Source organism: Streptomyces sp. NPDC000345 (assembly GCF_042898825.1).
Lineage (GTDB): Bacteria > Actinomycetota > Actinomycetes > Streptomycetales > Streptomycetaceae > Streptomyces.
Map to the genome: position 1 here is coordinate 140,489 of NZ_JBIAZE010000003.1, position 22,099 is coordinate 162,587.

Below are 22,099 nucleotides of genomic sequence, written 5' to 3' on the forward strand. Positions count from 1 at the left end.
GTGTCCGCACTGGGCATGACCGTGGTCCTCTCCGGCTGCGGACTCAGCGGGGGCTCCGACGACGTCACCCTGAGACTGGTCGCGGCCGACTACGGCGACAGCGGCGCCAACAGCTCCGAGAAGTACTGGGGCCGGCTCGTCGAGGCGTACGAGAAGGAACACCCCGGCGTCACCGTCGACGTCAGCGTCTACTCCTGGAACGACGTCGACGCCAAGGTCAAGGCCATGGTCGACGCGGGCAGGGCGCCCGACATGGCGCAGATCGGCTCGTACGCCGACTACGCGGCCGCCGACCAGCTGTACAAGGCGGACGACGTGCTCTCCGTCACCACCCAGGCCGACCTCGTCCCGCAGCTGCGCGACGCGGGCAAGGTGCGGGGCACGCAGTACGGCATGCCGTTCGCCTCCTCCACACGGCTGCTGTTCTACAACAAGACCCTCTTCCGCGAGGCCGGGATCACCCCGCCGACCACCTGGGCCGAACTCGCCGAGGACGCCGGGGCGCTCAAGGCGAAGGGCGTGGAGTACCCCTACGCGCTGCCCCTCGGACCCGAGGAGGCGCAGGCCGAGACCCTGCAGTGGCTGCTCAGCGGCGGAGGCGGCTACGCGCAGACCGTCAGCAGCTACAGCATCGACTCCGCCGAGAACGTCGACACGTTCACCTGGCTGAAGGACGAGCTGGTCGGCAAGGGCCTCACCGGCCCCGTGGCGCCGGGCAAGCTCAACCGCGCGGACGCCTTCGCCGCGTTCGCCGACGGTGAGGTCGGCATGCTCAACGGCCACCCGTCCCTGATGAAGATGGCCGCGAAGAAGGGCGTGAAGTTCGGCATGGTGCCGATGCCCGGCGTCGACGGCCCCCGCAAACTCGCCATGGGCGTCGCCGACTGGATGACCGCCTTCAAGCAGAACGGGCACGCCACGGAGGTCGGCGAGTTCCTCGACTTCGTCTACAACGAGGACAACGTGCTCGACTTCTCCCGCGAGTACGACCTGCTGCCGGTCACCACCTCCGCCTCCCAGGTCATGGCCGCCACCGAGGAGGACGCCGAGCTCAGGCCGTTCCTCGAGGAACTCCCGCTCTCCGAGCTCTACCCCGTCGGACGGACCTCCTGGGCGGAGGTCAGCGCGGCGGTCAAGCAGCGGATAGGCAAGGCCGTCGCCCCCTCCGGCAGCCCGGCCACGGTCCTGGGCGACCTGCAGGCGACGGCGATGACCGCGGAGAGCGCCTCCGGCGAGTGACGGCGGTGTCGGTGCCCGGGGGTCGCAACGGGTACGGTGCGGACATGGAGGAACACCTGGCCGCACGGGAGCGGAACATCCTCGCCCTGGAGCGCCGGGGCTTCTCCGGCCCCGGCGCCAAGGAACGAGCCATCCGTGAGGAACTGGACCTCTCCCCGGTCCACTACTACCAACTCCTGAACGCCCTCCTCGACGACCCGCGGGCGCTGGCCCACGACCCGGTGACGGTGAACAGGCTGAGGAGGGTGAGGGAGGCCCGGCGGTCCGGACGCTGAACCGCGCGGGCTGCGCGACCCACCCCCGCCCGCACCGGCCTGCCGCAGCTATCGTCACCGTATGGGCACCCAGGAGACGCACCCCACGGACCCCGCACCCACGACCCCCGCCGGTCGCGAGGCACTCGCCGCGATCCTCGCCCGGCCCTCCCGCACGCTCGTCGCCCTCGACTTCGACGGCACCCTCGCCCCCATCGTCGAGAACCCGGAGGACGCCCGCGCCCACCCGGACACCCTCCCGGCCCTCGCGGCGCTCGCCCCGAAGGTCGCCGCCGTCGCCGTCATCACCGGCCGCCCCGCCGAGGTCGCCGTACGCAACGGCGGGTTCGCCGGGGCCGAGGGACTGGAGCACCTCGCCGTCCTCGGCCACTACGGCGCCGAACGGTGGGAGGCCCGGACGGGCAAGGTCACCGCTCCCGCCCCGCACCCCGGCGTCGCCGCCGTACGGGCGGAGCTGCCGGCCGTCCTGGACACGGCGGCCGGGGCATGGCCGGGCGTCTGGACCGAGGAGAAGGGCGGCCGCGCCGTCGCCGTCCACACCCGCCGCGCCACCGATCCGCAGGCCGCCTTCGACGCCCTCCGCGCTCCCCTCGCCGGCCTCGCCGCGCGCCACGGCCTCATCGTCGAGCCGGGCCGCCTGGTCCTGGAGCTCCGGCCCCCCGGGGTGGACAAGGGCGTCGCCCTGCTCGACCACGTCCGCGAGACCGGCGCCGAGTCCGTCCTCTACGCCGGCGACGACCTGGGCGACCTGCCCGCCTTCGCCGCCGTCGAGCAACTCCGCGCCGGCGGGGTCCCCGGCCTCCTGGTCTGCAGCGGCAGCAGCGAGGTCGGCGAACTGGCCGCCCGCGCGGACCTCGTCGTCGACGGCCCCGCCGGGGTCGTACGGCTGCTGCGGGACCTGGCCGGTCAGCTCCGCTGAAGCCGCTGCAGGGCGGTCAGCTGTTCGAGGAACCACTGGGCCGGAGGGAGCGCGGTCGCGGCCGCCGTCAGGCGTTTGGTGCGCTCGGCACGCTCCTCCGGCTTCATGGACAGGGCCTCGTGGAGGGCGCGGGCCGTCTCCAGGACGTCGTACGGGTTCACGACGATCGCGTCGTCGCCCAGCTCCCAGTACGCCCCCGCCTCCCGTGACAGCACCAGCGCGCAGCCCTCGTCGGAGACGACCGGGACCTCCTTGGCGACGAGGTTCATGCCGTCCCGGATCGGGTTGACCAGCGCCACGTCCGCGAGCCGGTAGGCGGCCAGGGAGCGGGCGAAGTCGTCCTCGAGGTTCAGCAGCACCGGAGTCCAGCCGGGGGTGCCGTACTGCTCGTTGATCTCCTGCGACAGCCGGCTCACCTCCGCCGTGTACTCCCGGTACACCGCCAGGTCCTGGCGCGACGGATACGCGAAGGCGATGTGCACGACCCGTTCGCGCCACTCCGGATGGTCGTCGAGCAGCTGCCGGTACGCCAGCAGGCCGCGCACGATGTTCTTCGACAGCTCGGTGCGGTCCACCCGGACGATGGCCCTGCGCCCCTCGCCGCCGATCTCCGCGCGGAGTGCGGCGATCCGCTCCTCCACGTCCGGCCGGTGCGAGCGTTCGCGCAGGAAGTCGGCGTCGGCGCCCAGACCGTGCACCCCGATCCGCGTACGCCCCGGACCGCCGGCGAACTCCGCGCAGCACGCGGTGAACGCGTCCGCCCAGCGCCGGGTGAGGAAGCCCAGGCGGTCCGCGCCGAGCATCCCCCTCAGCAACTGCTCCCGGATGTCCGAGGGCAGCAGCCCGAAGTAGTCCACCGGGGCCCACGGGGTGTGCGAGAAGTGGCCGATCCGCAGGTCGGGGCGGAGCTCGCGGAGCAGCCCTGGAACCAGGCACAGGTGGTAGTCCTGGACCAGGACCGCGGCGCCGTCCGCCGCCTCCTGCGCCAGCGCCTCCGCGAACGCCCGGTTGTACGCCTCGTACGACGCCCACTGGCGGCGGAACTCCGCGTCGAAGACCGGCTCCAGCGGGGTCTGGTAGAGCAGGTGGTGGATGAACCAGAGGACCGAGTTCGCGATGCCGTTGTAGGCGTCGGCGTGCACGTCGGCCGGAATGGGCAGCATCCGCACGCCCTCCTCGCCGACCCCGCGCCGGACCGCCTCCCGGTCGCCCTCGGACAGCGCCGAGCACACCCAGAGGGCACCCGTGTCGGGCCCGATGGCGGACAGACCGGAGACCAGCCCGCCGCCCCCGCGTTTCGCGTGCAGCGAGCCGTCTTCCTCCACCGTGTAGGAGATGGGGCCGCGGTTGGACGCGACCAGCACCTGAGCACCCCGAGCAGCAGCGTCGTGCGTGGAAGCCATACGCCTCAACCTAGCCCGGTCCGGAAACGCTCAAACGTACGGTCGCCCCCTGTGGGCGGGCCGTATCCAGCCGTATACGGCCCGCCCGCCGGCGTTACGCGACCTTGCGGGTCTGGTATTCGGCGATCTCCGCCATCGGCGGCCGTTCCTCGGTGTCCACCGAGTAGGTGCGGGGCTCGAAGCCGTCGCTGCCGCGCTCGAACTGGGTGAGGGCGGGGCGGACGAGGTGGCCGCGGGCCAGGCGGAGCTGGGCGGTGCGGTAGATCGCCGCCGCCATGCGGCCGAGCGCCTGCCCGTCCTGGTGACGGTGCTTGCGCACCCCGACGTCGACCTGCGCGAGGGCGTCCAGGCCCACCAGGTGCAGGGCATCCACCAGCATGCCCAGCTCGACCCCGTACCCGACGGGGAACGGCAGCTGCTCAAGGAGGCTGCGGCGGGCCGCGTACTCGCCGCCGAGCGGCTGCACGAAACCGGCCAGCTGCGGCCAGTGCATGTTGAGCAGCGGCCGGGCCATGAGTTCGGTCACCCGCCCGCCCTGGCCGGCGGCGCCGCCCAGGGGGCGGTCGTACATGCCCTTGACCAGGTCCACGCCCGGGTCGGTGAGCAGGGGGCCGACGATGCCCGAGACGAAGTCGGAGGAGAACTCCTTCAGGTCGGCGTCGATGAAGCAGACGATGTCCCCGGTCGTGACGAGCAGCGAGCGCCACAGCACCTCGCCCTTGCCGGGCACGGCCGGGAGACGGGGCAGGATCGCGTCGCGGTGCACGACACGCGCGCCCGCCGCGGCCGCGACCTCTGCCGTTCGGTCGGTCGATCCCGAGTCGACGACCACGATCTCGTCGACGAGCGGGACCTGGTGCATGAGGTCGTGACGGATGACCGCGACGATGTCGCCGACCGTCTCCTCCTCGTTCAGCGCGGGCAGGACCACCGACACCGACTGGCCCGAGGCGCGCTTCGCGGCCAGGATCCGGTGGAGCGGGCGATCGGTCACGGACCAGGAGCGGGTGGCCAGCCAGCGCTCGACTTCTTCCAGCACAGTCTGCGGCTCCTCACTGTCGTGATCACACCGGGTGCACGGCAGGTGACCGTGTGATCCATCTCGCGGTTCGGACGACTATCTCAACTGTCCTGGCCTTCGGTTACAGTCTTGAACAACGCGGATGACCATCGCATGTCCGGGGTCGTCCGGCGTTCAGCGTTCAACAACCGAATACCGCTCATCCAGAGGGGCAGAGGGACACGGCCCGATGAAGCCCCGGCAACCCTCCAGCCGGTCTGACCACGTCGTCGTGGTGAGGCTCCCGGCTTGGGAAGGTGCCAAATCCGTCTCACGGCGAGATGCGTCGTGAGGAAGATGAGGAGAAAGGGCCTCCCCTCACATGGCTGCGCAGACTGTTGCCACCGACACCACCGCCTCCCCCGTCGACCTCGGTCCCGCCGCGGCGCTGAGCTGCCGCGAGTGCGGTCACCGCGTCCCGCTCGGCCCGGTCTTCGCCTGCGAGGAGTGTTTCGGCCCGCTCGAGATCGCGTACGACTTCTCCTCCTACGACACGGAGGAGCTCCGCAAGCGCATCGAGGCGGGACCCGCGAACATCTGGCGCTACGCGCCGCTGCTGCCCGTTCCGGCCGACGTGGCGGACAAGCCCAACATCAACCCCGGTTGGACCCAGCTCGTCAAGGCCGACAACCTGGCCCGTGAGCTGGGCATCGACGCCGGCAAGCTGTTCGTCAAGGACGACTCCGGCAACCCGACCCACTCCTTCAAGGACCGGGTCGTCGCCCAGGCCCTGGAGGCCGCCCGCGCCTTCGGCTTCACCACGCTCTCCTGCTCCTCCACCGGCAACCTCGCCGGCGCGGTGGGCGCCGCCGCGGCCCGGGCCGGCTTCCGCTCGTGCGTGTTCATCCCGCACGACCTCGAGCAGGGCAAGGTCGTGATGGCCGCGATCTACGGCGGCGAGCTCGTCGGCATCGAGGGCAACTACGACGACGTCAACCGCTTCTGCTCCGAGCTCATCGGCGACCCGGCGGGCGAGGGCTGGGGCTTCGTCAACGTCAACCTGCGGCCGTACTACGCCGAGGGCTCCAAGACGCTGGCCTACGAGATCGCCGAGCAGCTCGGCTGGCGGCTTCCCGACCAGCTGGTCGTGCCCATCGCCTCCGGATCGCAGCTCACGAAGATCGACAAGGGTCTGCAGGAGCTGATCAGGCTCGGGCTGGTCGAGGACAAGCCGTACAAGATCTTCGGTGCCCAGGCGGAGGGCTGCTCCCCGGTGTCGGCGGCCTTCAAGGCCGGGCACGACGTGGTGCGCCCCCAGAAGCCGAACACCATCGCCAAGTCGCTGGCCATCGGCAACCCGGCCGACGGTCCGTACGTCCTGGACATCGCCCGTCGCACGGGCGGTGCGGTGGAGGACGTGACGGACGAGCAGGTCGTGGACGCGATCAAGCTGCTGGCCCGGACCGAGGGCATCTTCGCGGAGACGGCCGGCGGTGTGACCGTCGGCGTCACGCGCAAGCTCGTCGAGAACGGTCTGCTGGACCCGGCGAAGACCACCGTCGTCCTCAACACCGGCGACGGCCTGAAGACCCTGGACGCGGTGGCCGGCACCGGCCTGACCGCGACCATCCGCCCCAACCTGGACTCTTTCCGAGAGGCTGGCCTCGCATGAGCGTCACCGTCCGCATCCCCACCATCCTGCGCACCTACACGGGCGGTCAGGCCGAGGTGTCCGCCGAGGGCGCGACCCTCGCCGAGGTCATCTCCGACCTGGAGAAGAACCACAACGGCATCGCCGCCCGCGTCCTGGACGACCAGGGCAAGCTGCGCCGGTTCGTCAACGTGTACGTCAACGACGACGACGTCCGCTTCGAGCAGGGGCTGGAGACGGCGACCCCGGACGGGGCCGGCGTGTCGATCATTCCGGCCGTCGCCGGTGGCTGACCCGCGTTCCGTACCCGCCGGTAGTAACCGTCGGTAACAGCGATTACCGAGCGTTCATCGAATTGCCCCCTCCGTGAGAGAAGCGGAGGGGGCAATTCAGTGTGGTTGAGCGCGGTACAGTTGGGGAACCGGGTCGCGAAACCCTGATCCGGAGTCTTTGATTTCTGCCTTACGCCCGACAAGAAGTAGCCAAAGTGCGTGTCTCTTGCGTGGCATTTGCGGCTTTTACGGGGCCCGACTTGCCCCGAATTCTGGCGAATTCTCGCCACATTCCGGATCGCGTGCGTCCAGAATTCTCGTCCGACTGACCTGTTGCAGACGGCAGTTGGACAGATACATTCAGCCGCGGTCGACGCGTTCCGGCGCACGCCCCCAACCAACTGGGGGGTGAGGTCTGACCCGGATCCGCGAAGTGTGGATCTGTGCAAGGGCCAGTAATAGGGGAGTTAGGCATGGCTCAGGGCACCGTCAAGTGGTTCAACGCGGAGAAGGGGTACGGCTTCATCGCGGTCGACGGTGGTGCGGATGTTTTCGTCCACTACAGCGCGATCCAGATGGACGGGTACCGCACCCTGGAAGAGGGCCAGCGGGTCGATTTCGAGATCTCGCAGGGCCAGAAGGGGCCGCAGGCGGACATGGTCCGACTGGCGACCGGCTGAAGCACGCGCCGACTGACAGCGACGTTCTTCTGTTTCATCTTCGAAGGGCTCGTGCCTCCAGGGGTACGGGCCCTTCGGCGTGCCGGGGACCCGGCCCGTGGCTCGGCGGAGCGTGTCCGTATGCGGGAGAGGCGCTTGCGCCCGCCCGTCACCCGACCGCCACCCCTCATCGAGCCCGCTTCGCGGGCGCACCTTGCACTCGGGCATGCCGAGTGCTAATCATTGGCGTTAGCACTCTGAAGGTGAGAGTGACAAAGAAGGACCGGGTCGGTGAGGCCCGCAGGCCAGGTGGGGCAAGGAACCACGGGGCATGCGAGCCGTCCGTCGCGGGCGCGGGCGCGGTCCGAAGGAATCACCCCCAGTCCTGGAGGGACCACTTCACATGGCCAAGATCATCGCGTTCGACGAGGAGGCGCGGCGCGGCCTCGAGCGCGGCATGAACCAGCTCGCGGACGCCGTCAAGGTGACGCTCGGCCCCAAGGGTCGCAACGTCGTCCTCGAGAAGAAGTGGGGCGCCCCCACGATCACCAACGATGGTGTGTCCATCGCCAAGGAGATCGAGCTCGAGGACCCGTACGAGAAGATCGGCGCCGAGCTGGTCAAGGAAGTCGCGAAGAAGACGGACGACGTAGCCGGTGACGGCACGACGACCGCGACCGTCCTGGCCCAGGCCCTGGTGCGCGAGGGTCTGCGCAACGTGGCCGCCGGCGCCAACCCGATGGCTCTGAAGCGCGGTATCGAGAAGGCCGTCGAGGCCGTCTCCGGTGCCCTGCTGGAGCAGGCGAAGGATGTCGAGACCAAGGAGCAGATCGCTTCCACGGCCTCCATCTCCGCCGCCGACACCCAGATCGGCGAGCTCATCGCCGAGGCCATGGACAAGGTCGGCAAGGAAGGCGTCATCACCGTCGAGGAGTCCCAGACCTTCGGTCTGGAGCTGGAGCTCACCGAGGGTATGCGCTTCGACAAGGGCTACATCTCGGCGTACTTCGCCACCGACATGGAGCGTATGGAGGCCGTCCTCGACGACCCGTACATCCTGATCGCGAACTCCAAGATCGCGAACGTCAAGGACCTGCTCCCGCTCCTGGAGAAGGTCATGCAGTCGGGCAAGCCGCTGCTGATCATCGCCGAGGACGTCGAGGGCGAGGCCCTGTCGACCCTGGTCGTCAACAAGATCCGCGGCACCTTCAAGTCCGTCGCGGTCAAGGCCCCGGGCTTCGGCGACCGCCGCAAGGCGATGCTGAACGACATCGCCATCCTCACCGGCGGCGAGGTCATCTCCGAGGAGGTCGGTCTCAAGCTCGAGAACACGACCCTCGACCTGCTGGGCAAGGCCCGCAAGGTCGTCATCACCAAGGACGAGACCACCATCGTCGACGGTGCCGGCTCCTCGGACCAGGTCGCGGGCCGCGTGAACCAGATCCGCGCCGAGATCGAGAACAGCGACTCGGACTACGACCGCGAGAAGCTGCAGGAGCGCCTGGCGAAGCTCGCCGGCGGTGTCGCGGTCATCAAGGCCGGTGCCGCCACCGAGGTGGAGCTCAAGGAGCGCAAGCACCGCATCGAGGACGCCGTCCGCAACGCGAAGGCCGCCGTCGAGGAGGGCATCGTCGCCGGTGGTGGCGTGGCGCTCATCCAGGCGTCCAGCGTCTTCGAGAAGCTGGACCTGGAGGGTGACGAGGCGACCGGCGCCAACGCCGTGCGCATCGCGCTCGAGGCCCCGCTGAAGCAGATCGCCGTCAACGCCGGCCTCGAGGGCGGCGTCGTGGTGGAGAAGGTCCGCAACCTCACCCCGGGCCACGGCCTCAACGCCGCGACCGGCGAGTACGTCGACCTGGTCAAGGAAGGCATCATCGACCCGGCCAAGGTGACGCGCTCCGCGCTGCAGAACGCCGCGTCGATCGCCGCGCTCTTCCTCACCACCGAGGCCGTCATCGCCGACAAGCCGGAGAAGGCCGCGGCCCCGGCCGGCGGCGGCATGCCGGGCGGTGACATGGACTTCTGATCGGCCTCTGGTTGATCTGCGTCCTTACCGAGGGCGGTACCCCCAGCTCCGACTGGGGGTACCGCCCTCGGGCGTTTCAGTCGGTGTAGTCCTTGAGTTCCTCGGTGTCGAGGGTGACGCCGACCGGAGCCGGAAGCGGCACGGTGGCACCCCAGTGGTAGGAGTCCGACTGCCGGTAGCGGCCGTCCTTGGGCTCGCTGAACACGACGAGCGTGTGGTTGTCGCGGTCGATGAGGAGGTAGACGGGGATCTCGGCCCCGGCGTAGCCGACAGGCTTGTCGATGCGGTCGCGCTTGTCGGTGTCCCGGTCATGGGAGGTGATCTCGACCGCCATCAGGATGCCGTCGGCTGCGGACCAGTCAGTGCGCCCCCTGAAGTGGCCCTTCGGCGCGAGGGCACCGTCCGTGCGGGCCCGGCCCTTGCGGTATGCCTCGGCCTTGACGCCGGATTCGGGGTAGAGGCGCAGATCAGGGCGATGTTGCATGCACTGCTCCTGAAGCCAGACGAAGATCTCGCCGTGGTTGCCGTCCGGCATCGCCTTGACTACTACCTTTCCGTTGACGTATTCGAGCCGCACGGTCTCGGGCGCGGATGCGGCCAGCTCCTCGAACTCCTCGACGTCGAGCGGCCCGTGCCGGACGCAGAGCTTTCCGCCGAGAAACTCCAGTCGGTTCCGGATGTCCCTCGGGGCCCTCTCGACGAGTTCCTCGAAGTCCTCGACGGACATCTGCGGGCGGTCTTCGGTGTCAGGGGTCATGGCGTCGCCTCCTTCCTTCCATCGTGCCCCGCTGTGATGTCGTCGGACGGTAGGAGCGGTCGTACGGGTGCCCTTTCCCGTGTCGGTGGAGCCATTGCCGCACGGATCCCGGCCGCGCGGGCGTGAACGGCCGCGGCGGGGAGGGGCGCGTGGGGACGCGCGGGCGCGTGTCCGCCCCGGCAGCCACGGCACACGCCCCCGGGGAGCGCTTCGGGACGACCGGGCACCCCGCACTCCGCGCACTCCAGGACCCGGCGGGGCGGTGGCGGCGGCGGTGGCGGCGGCGGTGGTGGCGGGAGCTTGTCCGTCAGACGGCGGTGGAGGAGGGCGGCCGGGCTGTGAACGGGGGTGGGCAGGCCCGCGGTGAGGGCGGCGAGGACCGTCTCCTCGGTGGCCCCGCGCGCGAACCACTCCTCCACCAGCGGCGCGAGGCGCGCGCATTCGGCTGCGGACAGGGACAGGACGGGGGCCGTACGGCCGAGAGCGCGAGGAGGATGTGGGCGCGGGAACGGGCCGGGCGGCGGCCCGGGTCCGGTGGCTGTTCCGGCTGCGGCACGTCGCCTCGTACGAAGGCCGCCCACCAGTCGTCGTCACGTGCCGTACGGGACCACCACGATCGGGTGATCCAGCGTGAGCCGCCGTCGTCGGCCCTCACCCGCTCCCGACCCCGCCTCAGATGCCCTGCCGCCTGGATCCTGTTGAGCGCGGTCCGCAGCGCGCACTGCCCGTACGGCAGCGTCCTGGCCAGCGTCTTCACGGAGATGTCGGCACCGTCGGGGAGCCGGTCGACGTACGCGGCGACGGCGGCCTCGCGGCGCGGGAGGTGCGTGAAGTCGTGCGCGGTGCGCCGGAGTTGATCCGGTGCGGAGCGCTTTCCGTAACCCGGATTGGCCATCGGGTGCGGAGAAGCGTGCGCGGGCAGGGAGGCGGCACTAAGCTTGGCGTCAGCCACGGGATCGTCTCTCCGATCTCGTTGGTCAAGCCCCCGCAGGTGTTGCTAGCACCTGTCGGGGGCTGTTTGCGTTATGCGCACCGTAGACGTCCGTGACTGTCCGTCGCGGCTCTGTCGCCGAACGTCAACTTCAAGGGTGGGCGGGTGGGTTGAGACCCACTACCCATTCCCTGCAAAGAGGGCTCGGGCTGGACGCTCGAGCTTCGGGAGGGGGCCGAGCCGTTCAGCGGCTGATGTGTGCGACGAACGCCGTCCAGGCCTGCGGCCGGAACCCGAGCTTCGGGCCGTGCGGTGCCTTGGAGTCGCGGACGGGGACGAGGGTGGGGTGGCCGAGGGCGACCTCCAGGCAGTTGCCGCCGTCGCCGCCGCTGTAGCTGGACTTGCGCCAGGCGCTCAGGTCGTTGTCACGCGTCATGCTCGCAATCCTGCGCCACCGATTCCAGGAGGACCAGTGACTCCTGCGGGGAAAGTGCCGCCGCCTGGAGAAGGTTGAACATCAGAGTGTGTCGGGCCACCGTGGCCGGGTCGTCCAGCAGCCTTCCCATGTCCGGCGCCTCCACGAAGGAGAGCGGGGGCGCGTCCTCGAACTCCATGAGCTTCAGCGAGCCGTGCATCGACGCGTGCTCCCCGGCGCGGAACGGCAGCACCTGGACGATGATCCGGTGACTGCGGGCCAGGCCTGCCACGTGACGGACGGCCTCCGCCATGACCGCGCCCCCGCCGACCGGCCGGCGGATCACCGCTTCGTCGAGGATCGCCCACAACAACGGGGTTGTTGGATCGTCGAGGAGGCGCGCGCGTTCGAGTCGGGTGACCACCAGGGCATCGATCTCGGCGTCCGGAGCCGTCGGCTTGTACGCGCGGCAGACGGCTTCGGCGTACGCCCTCGTCTGCAGCAAGTCCGGGATCAGGAGCTGTGAGTACTCCCTGATCGCCGTAGCCATCGCCTCCGCCTCCGCCGCCTCCGCGAAGTGGTCCGGGTACTTCGACTTGGCCAGGGCCCTGCAGTTGCGCTCGAAGAAGCCGTTCGTGTTCAGGATCTCGTCTATCTGGACGGCGTATTCGAGGTGCAGGCGTCGCGTCCCGGCCTCCAGCTGGCCGATGAACGAACCGCTCACGAAGAGGGGCTCGCCCAGTTCGGCCTGGCTCAGGCCGGCCTTCTCCCTGGCGTGTCGCAGTTCCGCGCCCAGCAGGGCGCGCGGCGACGACGACGGATCGAGGTCCTTCGGTCCTGGCATGGCAACTCCCTGTCACACAAGCGGGATTGTTGGTGCGCCGTCTCTGTCCAGGTTAGAGGGGTGGCGGCCACGCTGTGTGGGTAATGGAAACACTCAGCGTGGAGGGAAAGGTGCGATGGAGATGACTATGGGTGACCGGCCCGCGCGGACGGCCCAGGAGGCCCTGGACCAGTTGCGGGAGGCCCTGCGCGAGGCGGGGATCGGGTTGCCGTCCCTGCGGATCGATCCGGTCTCGGCCGCGCAGGGGCACCCGTTCGCGCTGATCGACCTGGGCCGCTGCAACCTGGGCGTCGCCTCGCAGCTCGCGGCGGCGCTGAGGCGGACGGGCGGTGACGCCGAATGACGTACGCACTCGACGCCAGGACCGGGCGGATCGGCGAGGTCATGGGGCAGGTGGGCGGCCGGGTGCAGCTGCGGCCCGTGGGCGGCGGCCGGGAGTGGGACTGCCGGCCGGAGGACCTCGGCGAGGTGTCGTCCGACGACCTGCTGCGGGAGCGGGTGCGGTCGCTGAACCGGGGTGCCCGGCTCTCAGGCGTAGTGGGAGCCGACGGCCGGCTGGCCCGTGTAGTTGGGGCCGGCCGCGGGGTCGGCGCCGACGTAGGTGAAGGGGAGGCGGACGGTCCGGCCGCCCCGGAGGGTGAGCAGGTGGTGCCGTGAGTCGTAGGTGAATCCGGCTGCCCGCAGCGCGGACACGGCCGGACGCCCCGCCGCCGAGCCGTCGGCACGCCGGATCGAGTCCGGGTCGAAGTGGGCGAGCAGGAGGCCGTCCCCGGCCAGCCAGGAGGCGGCCCTGGTGAGGAGGCCGAGCTGGTCGCCCACGTAGTGCAGGCCGTGGACGCAGGTGATGAGGTCGTACGTCCGGGTCGGCGTCCAGGCCGAGACCGAGGCGACGACCTCCTCCAGGGCGGGCGGGGCCGGCCGGGGGACCAGGGGACCCACCAGGTCCACGGCGGTGAGGACCGCGTCGGCGGGCAGGGCCGGGGCCGCCTCCCGCAGGGCGCGGCCCTCCCCGCTGCACAGGTCCAGCCAGGCCGGTGCGCCGGGGCGGTCCGCCAGCCAGGCGAGGGGGTCGACGCCCAGCTCGCGGGCGTAGCTGTTCACGCCGGTGAGGCCGCGTTCGCGGTTCATGGTGTTGTTGGCGACCACGGAGGACCGCTCCAGCTCGGTCACGGAGACCAGCGCCCGCTGTGTCATACGGTCCCGCCCGGGGAGGCGGGGACCAGGACGGTGAGCTCCCGGCCGTGGCCGACCACCAGCCGGCCGTCCGCCGTGGCCAGGACGGCGTGGACGGGGGCGGGGAAGGTGAGGGCGGAGGCGGTCCCGGCGCCGGTCGTCAGGTCGTGGACCGAGAGGGTCTCGGTGCCGTCGGCGGTGATCAGACGGGTGCGGCCGTCGAGCACCGTCGCCGTCGTGCCGCGTATCGCTCCGGCGGGTGCGGGCAGCGGCTCGCCGAGCTGTCGGTGCGTGCGCAGGCTCCAGACGCGGATCGTCGCGTCCCGGCCCGCGGTGACCGCCACGGGGTGTCCGTCCACCACCGTGGTGGTCACCGAGGTCACCCAGTCGGTGTGGCCGGTGAGGGGCTCGCCGATCTGCCGGCCGGTGGTCAGGTCCCACAGCCGCACGGTCTTGTCCCAGCTGCCGGTGACCGCGACCGCGCGCCCGTCCGCAGCCGCGGTGGCCAGGGCGGTGATGCGGCTGGTGTGGCCGGTGAGGGGCTGACCCAGGGGCTCGCCGGTGGTGAGGTCCCACACCCGCGCGGTGCCGTCCGAGCCGCCGGTCACCGCGACGCCGCGCCCGTCGACCCGTGCGGTGGCCAGGGCCAGGATCCGGCCGCTGGGCAGGGCGACGGGGTCACCGGTCGCCCGGCCGGAGACCGGGTCCCAGCGGTGCAGCGTGGCGTCCGGGGCGGCGGTCACCACGACGGGGGAGCCGTCGGCCTCGGCCGCCGCCAGCAGGGCGGCCTCGGTGGCGACCGGTTCGCCGATCGGTGATCCGGTGGCCGCGTCCCAGGTGCGGACCGTTCCGTCCGCGCCCGCGGTGACGACGACGGGCCTGCCGCGGAGGGTGGTCGCGGCCACGGCCACGATCGCCGCGTCGTGCCCGCCGGGGGCGGGGAGCGGCGGGCCGTCGGTCTCCGCGAGATCCCAGACGCGCAGGGTGTGGTCGGCGCCGGCGGTGACGGCGACGGGCCGCCCGTCCACGACCGCCGTCGCCACGTCCCACACCTGAGCGGTGTGCCCGTCCAGCGGCTCGCCGACGGGGGTGCCGGTGGCCACGTCCCACACGCGCACGGTCCGGTCCAGGCCGGCGGTCACGGCCCGCACCTGTCCGCCGTCCGTCGTCATCGCCGCGGCCGCCCTGATCCGGTCCGTGTGTCCAGCGAGCCGTTCGCCCAGCGGCACGTCCGTGACCGCGTCGCGCAACCGCACGGCGTGGTCCGCGTCGGCGGTGAGCCGTATCGCCCGTCCCGCCACGAGCACCGGTGCCGGGAGAGCCGTCCCGCCGGGGTCCGTGGCCGCCGCGCCGGTCGGGTCCAGGGCGGCAGCGGGATGGACGAGCTGCCAGGTCCAGTCCTGTTGCCCGTCGACGTCCCGGGGCCGGCGGATCCGCTGCCCGCGCAGGGCGGCGGTCGTCACCGCCCACCCGTCCCCGTCGCTCCCGCAGGTCTCGCCCCGCGCGCTGCGGTCCCACAGCCGCAGCGCGCCGTCGGGCTGCCGGACCAGGCCGAACGGCCGTCCGTCCACCTCCGCGACCTGGGAGCCGGGGACCACCTCACCGGACCGCCGTCCGCAGGCGGCGGCCAGTTCGCCGACCACGGCCACCGCCGTCTCCCCGTCGAGGAAGCCGGCCAGTCCGACGGCGTGGAACGCGACGGCGACCAGTCGTCCGCCGACCACGAGCGCCGCACCTTCCGTCGACCCGTCCGCCGGGCTGTCCGTCGACCCTTCCGCCGGTCTCCCCGACGGGCCGTCCGCCGGGCTCGCAGGCCCCGGCTCGCCGAGCATCTGTCCGGCCAGGTTCCAGGTCCTCACCGCACCCTCGGCCTCGGCGCGCACGGCGACCGGCTCGTCATGGCGGCCGACGACGATCCGGGCCGGCAGCGCCGAGCCGATCTCGCCACCCGTGGCCACGCTCCACAGCCGCAGGGTCCGGTCGCCCTCGAGGGTCAGCAGCACCGCGCCGAGGCCGTCGAGCTCCGCCGTCTCCACGACGCGGACGCACTCACCGGCCGGGAGTCCCTTCGCCGGGTCGAGCAGGAGCACGCGCTTCTGGCGGCCGAGCCGCTCCAGCAGCAGGGCGACCGTACGGCCGTCCACCGCGGCCGTGGCGATGTGCTCCACCTCGGCGGTCGTCGAGGTCCACGCATCCGCGCGGCAGACCAGAGGGGTGTGGAGCTGCCGGCCGGTGGCCAGGTCCCAGGTGCGTACCGTGTGGTCCCTGCTGCCCGTCACGGCCACCGCGCGGCCGTCGACGACGGCGGTGGCGACGGCCGTCACCCAGCCCTCGTGACCGGTCAGCGTCCGCAGCAGGCGCGGATCCTCCGGTGTGCCGCCCGTTCCCCATACCGCCGCCCACGTCGCATCAGCCATGTCCAGAACGCTAACCGGCCCCACTGACAACGTTCCCGCCCTCTGGGCGTGTCCGGGATCACAGGCATCACCGGGCGGGGCCCGGAATGGTGCGGACGCCGGAGGAGTTCTCGTACAGAAGCGCTTGATGCATGTGCACATACCAGCCGGTTTCGCCTACCGCCGTCACTTCACGAGGAGCCCACGTGAGCCTCACCCAGCCCGCTCCCTCCCGCGCCGCCGAGATCCTGTCCCGGCCGGTCTCCCTCAACGGCCTGACCGTCCCGAACCGCATCGCGATGGCGCCCATGACGCGCATGTTCTCGCCGGGCGGCATCCCCGGTGAGGACGTGGTGTCGTACTACGCGCGGCGTGCCGCCGCCGGTGTCGGGCTCATCGTCACCGAGGGGACGTACGTCGGACACGCGTCGGCCGGACAGAGCGACCGGGTGCCCCGGTTCCACGGCGAGGAGCAGCTCGCCGGATGGGCGAAGGTCGCCGAGGCCGTGCACGCGGCGGGCGGGACGATCGTGCCCCAGCTCTGGCACATCGGGATGGTGCGCAAGCAGGGTGAGCCGCCGTACGCGGACGCCCCGGCCGTCGGCCCCTCCGGCCTGCGGATCGACGGCACCGAGGGCACCGGCAAGGCGATGACCCAGAGCGACCTGGACGACGTCGTCGGCGCGTTCGCCGAGGCCGCGGCCGCCGCCGAGCGCATCGGCTTCGACGGCGTCGAGATCCACGGCGCCCACGGCTACCTCGTCGACCAGTTCCTGTGGGCGGGCACCAACCGCCGCACCGACGCCTACGGCGGCGACCCGGTCGCCCGGACGAAGTTCGGCGCCGAGATCGTCGCGGCCGTCCGCGCGGCCGTCTCGCCGGAGTTCCCGGTCATCTTCCGGTACTCGCAGTGGAAGCAGGAGGCGTACGACGCCCGGCTCGCCGAGACCCCGGAGGAGCTGGAGGCCATCCTCACGCCGCTCGCCGCCGCCGGCGTCGACGCCTTCCACGCCTCCACCCGCCGTTACTGGCTCCCGGAGTTCGACGGCTCCGACCTCAACCTCGCGGGCTGGACGAAGAAGCTCACCGGGAAGCCCGCCATCACCGTCGGCTCGGTCGGCCTGGACGGCGACTTCATCAAGGGCTTCATGGGCGAGGGCTCCGAGGTCAAGGGCATCGACGACCTCCTCGACCGCCTGGAGCGCGACGAGTTCGACCTGGTGGCCGTCGGCCGTGCGCTGCTGCAGGACCCCGAGTGGGCCGCGAAGGTCCTCGCCGGTCGCACCGACGAGCTGAAGCCGTACGACGCCGCCGCGCTGAAGACCCTCAGCTGAGCGCCAACGCGCGGGTATGGTCCGGGAGATGAGGATCCTTCATCTCTCGGACACCCACATCGAACCGGCCGGCGCCCTTGCCGGCCGTGGTGCCGACGCGACCGCCTCCCTGCGGCTGATGCTCGCCGAGCTCCGTCACCAGCGGGACGTGGACGCGGTCGTCGTGACCGGCGACCTCGCCGACGACGGATCGGCGGAGGCGTACACGACGGTGCGCGAGCTGATCGGCGGCTTCGCGGGCTCGCTCGGCGCGCCCGTCTTCTACACCACCGGCAACCACGACGAGCGCGGCGCCTTCGCCGAGGTGCTGGGCAGCGGGCACCCGGAGGCGTCCCGTGAACTGCCCGGCGCCGAGCGGGCCGCCGTCAGCACCGTGGGCGGATGGCGGTTCGTCACCCTCGACTCGCTGGTGCCGGGGGAGGTGTACGGCCGTCTGGGCGCGGGCCAGCTGGACTGGCTGCGGGAGGTGCTGAGCACCCCGGCCGGGCACGGGACGGTCCTCGCCCTCCACCACCCCCCGATCAGTCACCCCGTCTCGGCCACCCAGCAGGTCTTCGGTCTGCGCGACGCCGGTGGGCTGGCGGAGGCGATCCGGGGGAGTGACGTACGGGTGGTGCTGGCCGGGCACTTCCATCTCCAGCTCTGCGGTTTCCTGGCGTCGGTGCCGGTGTGGGTGACGCCCGGGGTCGTCAACCGCGTCGACCTGACCACCGCGCCCGGCACGGAGAGGGCCGTGCGCGGGGCGTCGGCGTCGCTGGTGGAGCTGGGCGGGGAGGGCGGGCCGCTGTTCCACACCTTCCACGCGCGGGATCCGCGGGCCCACGAGACGGTCTACGAACTGGACGAGGAGCGGACCCGGGAGCTCATCGAGCGGCGCGGCTGACCACCCGCGGGCCCGGGGCGCCCCAGGAGGCGCGGACGCCGGATTTCACTTGCTTAACTCAATCAATCTGCATAAGCTTGCTTGAGTCAAGCAGTTCTACTCCTCGTGCATCCGACGGAGCCCTGTCATGTCCGACGCCCTTGCCCGACCCGCCGCGCCGGGGACCACCGCCCCGCCGAGGCCGAACGCCGTGGTGGCGGTGCTGGCCCTGGCCGGGATCGTGGTCTCGCTGATGCAGACCCTGGTCATCCCGATCGTCCCCGAGCTGCCGAGGCTGCTCGACGCGCCGGCCTCCGACACCGCCTGGGCGGTCACCGCCACCCTGCTCGCCGCGGCCGTGGCCACCCCGGTCGTGGGCCGGCTCGGGGACATGGCCGGCAAGCGGCGGATGCTGGTGGCCAGCATCCTGATGCTGATCTCCGGCTCGGTGGTCTGCGCCCTCGCCGACTCCCTGGTCCCGATGATCGCCGGCCGCGCCCTGCAGGGCCTCGCGGCGGCCGTGGTGCCGCTGGGCATCAGCATCCTGCGGGACGTCGTCCCCGCCGAGAGGCTCGCCGGCTCGACGGCGGTGATGAGCGCCTCCCTGGGCGTCGGCGGTGCGCTCGGTCTGCCCGCCGCCGCGTTCATCGCGGACAACTGGGACTGGCACATCCTGTTCTGGACCTCCGCCGCCCTCGGCGTGGCCTCCCTCCTCCTCGTCCTGGTGGCCGTCCCCGAGTCGGGGACCCGCACCGGCGGCCGCTTCGACCTCGTCGGCTCGCTCGGCCTCTCGGCCGGACTGGTCGCCCTGCTGCTCGCCGTGTCCAAGGGCGCCGACTGGGGCTGGACCTCCGGCACCGCCCTGGGCCTCGCGGCCGCCGCCGTCGTGATCCTGCCGGCCTGGGGCTGGTGGGAGCTGAGGGCGAAGCAGCCGCTGGTCGACCTGCGCACCACCGCGAAGAAGCAGGTCCTGTTCACCAACCTCGCCTCGATCGCCCTCGGCTTCTCGATGTTCGCGATGTCCCTGGTCCTGCCCCAGCTCCTCCAGCTGCCGGAGCAGACCGGCTACGGCCTGGGCAGGTCGATGCTCATCGTCGGCCTGGTACTGGCCCCGCAGGGCCTGGTGATGATGGCCATGTCCGCCGTGTCCGCCGCGCTCACCAGGGCCAAGGGCCCCAAGGTCACCCTGATGGCGGGCGCGCTGATCGTCGCCGCCGGCTACGCGCTGAACATCGTGCTCATGAGCGAGGTCTGGCACCTCGTCCTGGTGTCCTGCGTCATCGGCGCCGGCGTCGGCTTCACCTACGGCGCCATGCCCGCCCTGATCATGGGCGCGGTGAACCCCTCCCAGACGGGCGCCGCGAACAGCCTCAACACCCTGATGCGGTCCCTGGGCACCTCCTTCGCCAGCGCCGTCGCCGGCGTCGTCCTCGCCCGGATGACCACCGACTTCGGCGGCTACGCCCTCCCCTCGGAGAACGGCTTCAAGATCGTCATGGCCCTCGGCGCCGGAGCGGCCCTCGTCGCCTTCCTCCTCGCCGGCTTCGTCCCCGAGCGCGGGGCCGCCGCGCGGCACCCGGTGGCGGAGGGGGCCGAGGAGGCCGCCCCGGTCCAGACGTGAGCACCAACCGGCCTGCTGGAGGCGGCTGTCACCCACACGAGGGGTGACGGCCGTCTTCGGCACTTTCCCCGGGCACCGCCCGTTCCACGAACAGCCAGCGAATACAGGAGTGATCGATGACGACAGCCGAGGCAGCCCTCGTCGTGCGCACCACCGCCGGAGCCGTACGCGGCCGCCGCGAGGACGGTTTGACGGTCTTCCGGGGGATCCCGTTCGCCGCGCCCCCGGTGGGAGAGGCCCGCTTCCAGGCCCCGCGCCCGCCCCGGGCGTGGGACGGCGTCCGCGACGCCCAGGCCTTCGGCCCGCCGCCCCCGCAGGAGGCCGGCATCCAGGGGCGCACGGGCGTGCTCGACGCCGCCACGGGCGACGACTGGCTGACGGTGAACGTCTGGACCCCGGACCCCGACGACCAGGCCCGCCGCCCGGTCATGGTGTGGATATACGGCGGCGCGTACAAGCTGGGCCACTCCGGCAGCCCGGGCTACGACGCCCGGCACCTCGCCCGCGCCGGTGACCTGGTCGTCGTCACCCTCAACTACCGCGTAGGCGTGGAAGGGTTCGCGCGGGTCGAGGGGGCGCCCGCGAACCGGGGGCTGCTCGACCAGGTGGCCGCGCTGGAGTGGGTGCGGGACAACATCGCGGCGTTCGGCGGGGATCCCGGGCGGGTCACGGTGTTCGGCGAGTCGGCGGGTGCCGGTTCGGTGGCGGCGCTGCTGGCGATGCCCGTCGCGCGGGGCCTGTTCGGGCGGGCGATCGCGCAGAGCGTGCCCGGCACGTTCTTCTCCGACGAACTGGCCCGCGACCTCGCGTCCGCCATCGCCGCGGAGGCGGGCCTGCGCCCGACGGCCGCCGACCTGGCGGCGGTGGACCCGCGCAGGCTGCCCGAGGCCGGGGCGGCGCTGGGCGCGAAGATGGCGCAGCGCGTGGACCGCTGGGGCCGGGTGGCGCCGACGGTCACGCCCTTCTCCCCGGTGGTGGACGGCGAGGTGCTGCCGACGACCCCCTGGCGGGCGCTGACGGAGGGCGTGGGGCGGGACATCGACCTCCTGGTCGGCCACAACGCCCAGGAGTTCCGCCTGTTCCTGGCCCTGGGAGGCACCCTCGGCAGGATCACCGACGAGCAGGCGGCCGGTGTCCTGCGCCTGTTCTCCCCGGGCGGCGAGGACGCGTACCGCACGGCCTACCCGGACGCGGACGCCGGCGAGCTGTTCGAACGGGTGCAGTCGGACTGGCTGTTCCACATACCCTCCCTGCACCTGGCGGAGGCCCAGGTGGCGGGCGGCGGCAGGGCCCATGTCTACGAACTGACCTGGCAGGCACCGGGCATGGGCGGCACTCTGGGTGCCTGTCACGGCCTGGACATCCCGCTGCTGTTCGGCACGTACGACGCGGATCTGGGGAACCTGCTGTTCGCGGGAGTGGAGGTGACGGCGGAGGCGCGCGCGCTGACCTCCCAGTTCCAGACGTCCTGGGCGTCCTTCGCGCGGACCGGCGACCCGGGCTGGCCGGCGTACGACACGGACGGACGGCTGGTGCGGGTCCTGGACGTGGAGCCGAGGACGACCGCCTACCCGGAGGAGACGTCCCGCCGCCTCTGGGAGGGCTACGACTTCGCGCCGCTGCCGTTGCTCGGCGAGGGCTAGGGCCACGGCTCCGGGGAGGGCCGGGGAGGCCGTGGGCCGTGGGCCGTGGGTCAGAGATTGCCGAGGGGTTCGATGTCGACCTTCACCGGGGTGCCCCAGATCCGCAGCACCTCGTAGTCGGTGAACTCGTGCACGAGCCGGTAGGCCATGGCCGGCCGGGACCCGCGGCGCAGGGCGGCGAGATACAGCTCGGCCTCGCGCCGGTCCCGCCGGGGCGTACCGCACAGCTGCCACTCCTGGCCGTTCCACAGCTCCGCCAGCCAGCGCTGCTGGGGCTGGGGCCGGTCGCCCCGGGTGCCGTAGCGGGAGGGGGCGGTGGAGGAGGGCGCGGTCTGCGGGGCCGGGCCGTTGTACTCGGCCCGCCGTGCCGCCCGCCGCCGCGTCTCGCACAGCAGGCACAGATCAGGGGCGGCCTCGTCGACGGGCCCCTGCGGATGTTCGGCGCACCGGGTGGTGGGCGCGGCAGTGGCCACGCTCTCGTCCAGCAGCTCCAGGGCCCGCCGCAGATCGGCCTTGACCTCGTGCAGCCGTGCGTCGGGCGTGTCGGCGGTCAGGGCTTCACCGTGCTCCCCGAGCAGCCGGAGGGCACGACCGAGAGCGGTGAGCTGGGCGTGGTTCATGGCACCCAGGGTAGGGCGGGTGCCCGCCGACGTCGGCTCTCGGCCAACCTGGGACTGCG

The 22,099-nt window shown here is 72.0% G+C and carries 20 protein-coding genes, 1 pseudogene and 1 riboswitch; of the genes and pseudogenes, 12 read left to right on the forward strand and 9 right to left on the reverse strand.

All coding sequences use genetic code 11. The features are described 5' to 3' along the window. Positions 1–15 precede the first annotated feature (15 nt). From ACFY30_RS08140 to otsB, 3 genes are all read left to right on the forward strand, one after another. Complete coding sequence (locus tag ACFY30_RS08140) at positions 16–1,239, forward strand: ABC transporter substrate-binding protein (RefSeq protein ID WP_390844722.1); 1,224 nt, start codon at positions 16–18, stop codon at positions 1,237–1,239. 44 nt (positions 1,240–1,283) lie between these two features. Further along, a complete protein-coding gene (locus ACFY30_RS08145) occupies positions 1,284–1,514 on the forward strand; it encodes a DUF3263 domain-containing protein (protein WP_390844332.1) in 231 nt (76 codons plus the stop codon). Positions 1,515–1,575: 61 nt separating this feature from the next. Beyond that, positions 1,576–2,433: a trehalose-phosphatase gene (gene otsB, locus ACFY30_RS08150; RefSeq protein WP_390844333.1), complete on the forward strand. Its 858-nt coding sequence runs from the start codon at positions 1,576–1,578 to the stop codon at positions 2,431–2,433. Here otsB and ACFY30_RS08155 read toward each other — a convergent pair. Continuing rightward, a complete protein-coding gene (locus ACFY30_RS08155; protein ID WP_390844334.1) occupies positions 2,421–3,836 on the reverse strand; it encodes a trehalose-6-phosphate synthase in 1,416 nt (471 codons plus the stop codon). The genes otsB and ACFY30_RS08155 overlap by 13 nt on opposite strands. 94 nt (positions 3,837–3,930) lie before the next feature. Next, on the reverse strand, positions 3,931–4,875 hold the full coding sequence (locus ACFY30_RS08160; RefSeq protein ID WP_390844335.1) for a glucosyl-3-phosphoglycerate synthase: 945 nt from the start codon (positions 4,873–4,875) through the stop codon (positions 3,931–3,933). A 178-nt stretch (positions 4,876–5,053) separates the two neighbouring features. Beyond that, a riboswitch (SAM riboswitch) is annotated at positions 5,054–5,200 on the forward strand. 18 nt (positions 5,201–5,218) lie between these two features. Here ACFY30_RS08160 and thrC point away from each other — a divergent pair. The 4 genes from thrC to groL all read left to right on the forward strand — a co-directional run bounded on the left by thrC (position 5,219) and on the right by groL (position 9,444). Then, positions 5,219–6,508 (forward strand): threonine synthase, encoded by a 1,290-nt coding sequence (gene thrC, locus ACFY30_RS08165; protein ID WP_390844336.1) that lies wholly within the window; start codon positions 5,219–5,221, stop codon positions 6,506–6,508. After that, a complete protein-coding gene (locus ACFY30_RS08170) occupies positions 6,505–6,780 on the forward strand; it encodes a MoaD/ThiS family protein (protein WP_390844337.1) in 276 nt (91 codons plus the stop codon). Before thrC ends, ACFY30_RS08170 begins: the two co-directional genes overlap by 4 nt. Before the next feature lie 452 nt (positions 6,781–7,232). After that, positions 7,233–7,439, forward strand: a complete 207-nt coding sequence (locus ACFY30_RS08175; RefSeq protein WP_007493268.1) for a cold-shock protein — start codon at positions 7,233–7,235, stop codon at positions 7,437–7,439. Between the two features lie 382 nt (positions 7,440–7,821). Continuing rightward, positions 7,822–9,444 carry a chaperonin GroEL gene (groL, locus tag ACFY30_RS08180; RefSeq protein WP_390844338.1) on the forward strand — a complete coding sequence of 541 codons (1,623 nt, stop codon included), beginning with the start codon at positions 7,822–7,824 and terminating at the stop codon, positions 9,442–9,444. 76 nt (positions 9,445–9,520) lie between these two features. On the opposite strand, the gene ACFY30_RS08185 is transcribed toward groL, so the two are convergent. From ACFY30_RS08185 to ACFY30_RS08200, 4 genes and pseudogenes are all read right to left on the reverse strand, one after another. Further along, positions 9,521–10,201 (reverse strand): Uma2 family endonuclease, encoded by a 681-nt coding sequence (locus tag ACFY30_RS08185; RefSeq protein ID WP_390844339.1) that lies wholly within the window; start codon positions 10,199–10,201, stop codon positions 9,521–9,523. Beyond that, a pseudogene (locus ACFY30_RS08190) lies at positions 10,198–11,096 on the reverse strand (hypothetical protein). The gene ACFY30_RS08185 and the pseudogene ACFY30_RS08190 overlap by 4 nt, the downstream one beginning before the upstream one ends. 280 nt (positions 11,097–11,376) lie before the next feature. Further along, entirely contained in the window at positions 11,377–11,568 is a 192-nt protein-coding gene (locus tag ACFY30_RS08195; protein ID WP_390844340.1) for a DUF397 domain-containing protein, read from the reverse strand. Further along, the gene (locus tag ACFY30_RS08200) at positions 11,558–12,391 is read right to left on the reverse strand and encodes a Scr1 family TA system antitoxin-like transcriptional regulator (protein WP_390844341.1); all 834 of its coding nucleotides are present in this window, start codon (positions 12,389–12,391) and stop codon (positions 11,558–11,560) included. Before ACFY30_RS08200 ends, ACFY30_RS08195 begins: the two co-directional genes overlap by 11 nt. Before the next feature lie 121 nt (positions 12,392–12,512). Here ACFY30_RS08200 and ACFY30_RS08205 point away from each other — a divergent pair, with 121 nt between their 5' ends. Continuing rightward, entirely contained in the window at positions 12,513–12,734 is a 222-nt protein-coding gene (locus ACFY30_RS08205) for a hypothetical protein (RefSeq protein ID WP_390844342.1), read from the forward strand. Positions 12,735–12,919: 185 nt separating this feature from the next. On the opposite strand, the gene ACFY30_RS08210 is transcribed toward ACFY30_RS08205, so the two are convergent. Next, positions 12,920–13,585 carry a methyltransferase domain-containing protein gene (locus ACFY30_RS08210; RefSeq protein ID WP_390844343.1) on the reverse strand — a complete coding sequence of 222 codons (666 nt, stop codon included), beginning with the start codon at positions 13,583–13,585 and terminating at the stop codon, positions 12,920–12,922. Then, entirely contained in the window at positions 13,582–15,981 is a 2,400-nt protein-coding gene (locus ACFY30_RS08215; RefSeq protein WP_390844344.1) for a WD40 repeat domain-containing protein, read from the reverse strand. The genes ACFY30_RS08210 and ACFY30_RS08215 overlap by 4 nt, the downstream gene beginning before the upstream one ends. A gap of 185 nt (positions 15,982–16,166) precedes the next feature. Between ACFY30_RS08215 and ACFY30_RS08220 the strand changes: the two genes are divergently transcribed. From ACFY30_RS08220 to ACFY30_RS08235, 4 genes are all read left to right on the forward strand, one after another. Then, positions 16,167–17,294, forward strand: coding sequence for an NADH:flavin oxidoreductase (locus tag ACFY30_RS08220; protein ID WP_390844345.1), 1,128 nt, complete (start codon positions 16,167–16,169; stop codon positions 17,292–17,294). 28 nt (positions 17,295–17,322) lie between these two features. After that, positions 17,323–18,177 (forward strand): metallophosphoesterase family protein, encoded by an 855-nt coding sequence (locus ACFY30_RS08225; RefSeq protein ID WP_390844347.1) that lies wholly within the window; start codon positions 17,323–17,325, stop codon positions 18,175–18,177. A 127-nt stretch (positions 18,178–18,304) separates the two neighbouring features. Then, positions 18,305–19,777, forward strand: coding sequence for an MFS transporter (locus ACFY30_RS08230; protein ID WP_390844348.1), 1,473 nt, complete (start codon positions 18,305–18,307; stop codon positions 19,775–19,777). Positions 19,778–19,893: 116 nt separating this feature from the next. Continuing rightward, complete coding sequence (locus ACFY30_RS08235; RefSeq protein ID WP_390844349.1) at positions 19,894–21,420, forward strand: carboxylesterase/lipase family protein; 1,527 nt, start codon at positions 19,894–19,896, stop codon at positions 21,418–21,420. 50 nt (positions 21,421–21,470) lie between these two features. Here ACFY30_RS08235 and ACFY30_RS08240 read toward each other — a convergent pair whose 3' ends face one another. Beyond that, complete coding sequence (locus ACFY30_RS08240; RefSeq protein WP_390844351.1) at positions 21,471–22,040, reverse strand: hypothetical protein; 570 nt, start codon at positions 22,038–22,040, stop codon at positions 21,471–21,473. Positions 22,041–22,099 lie beyond the last annotated feature (59 nt).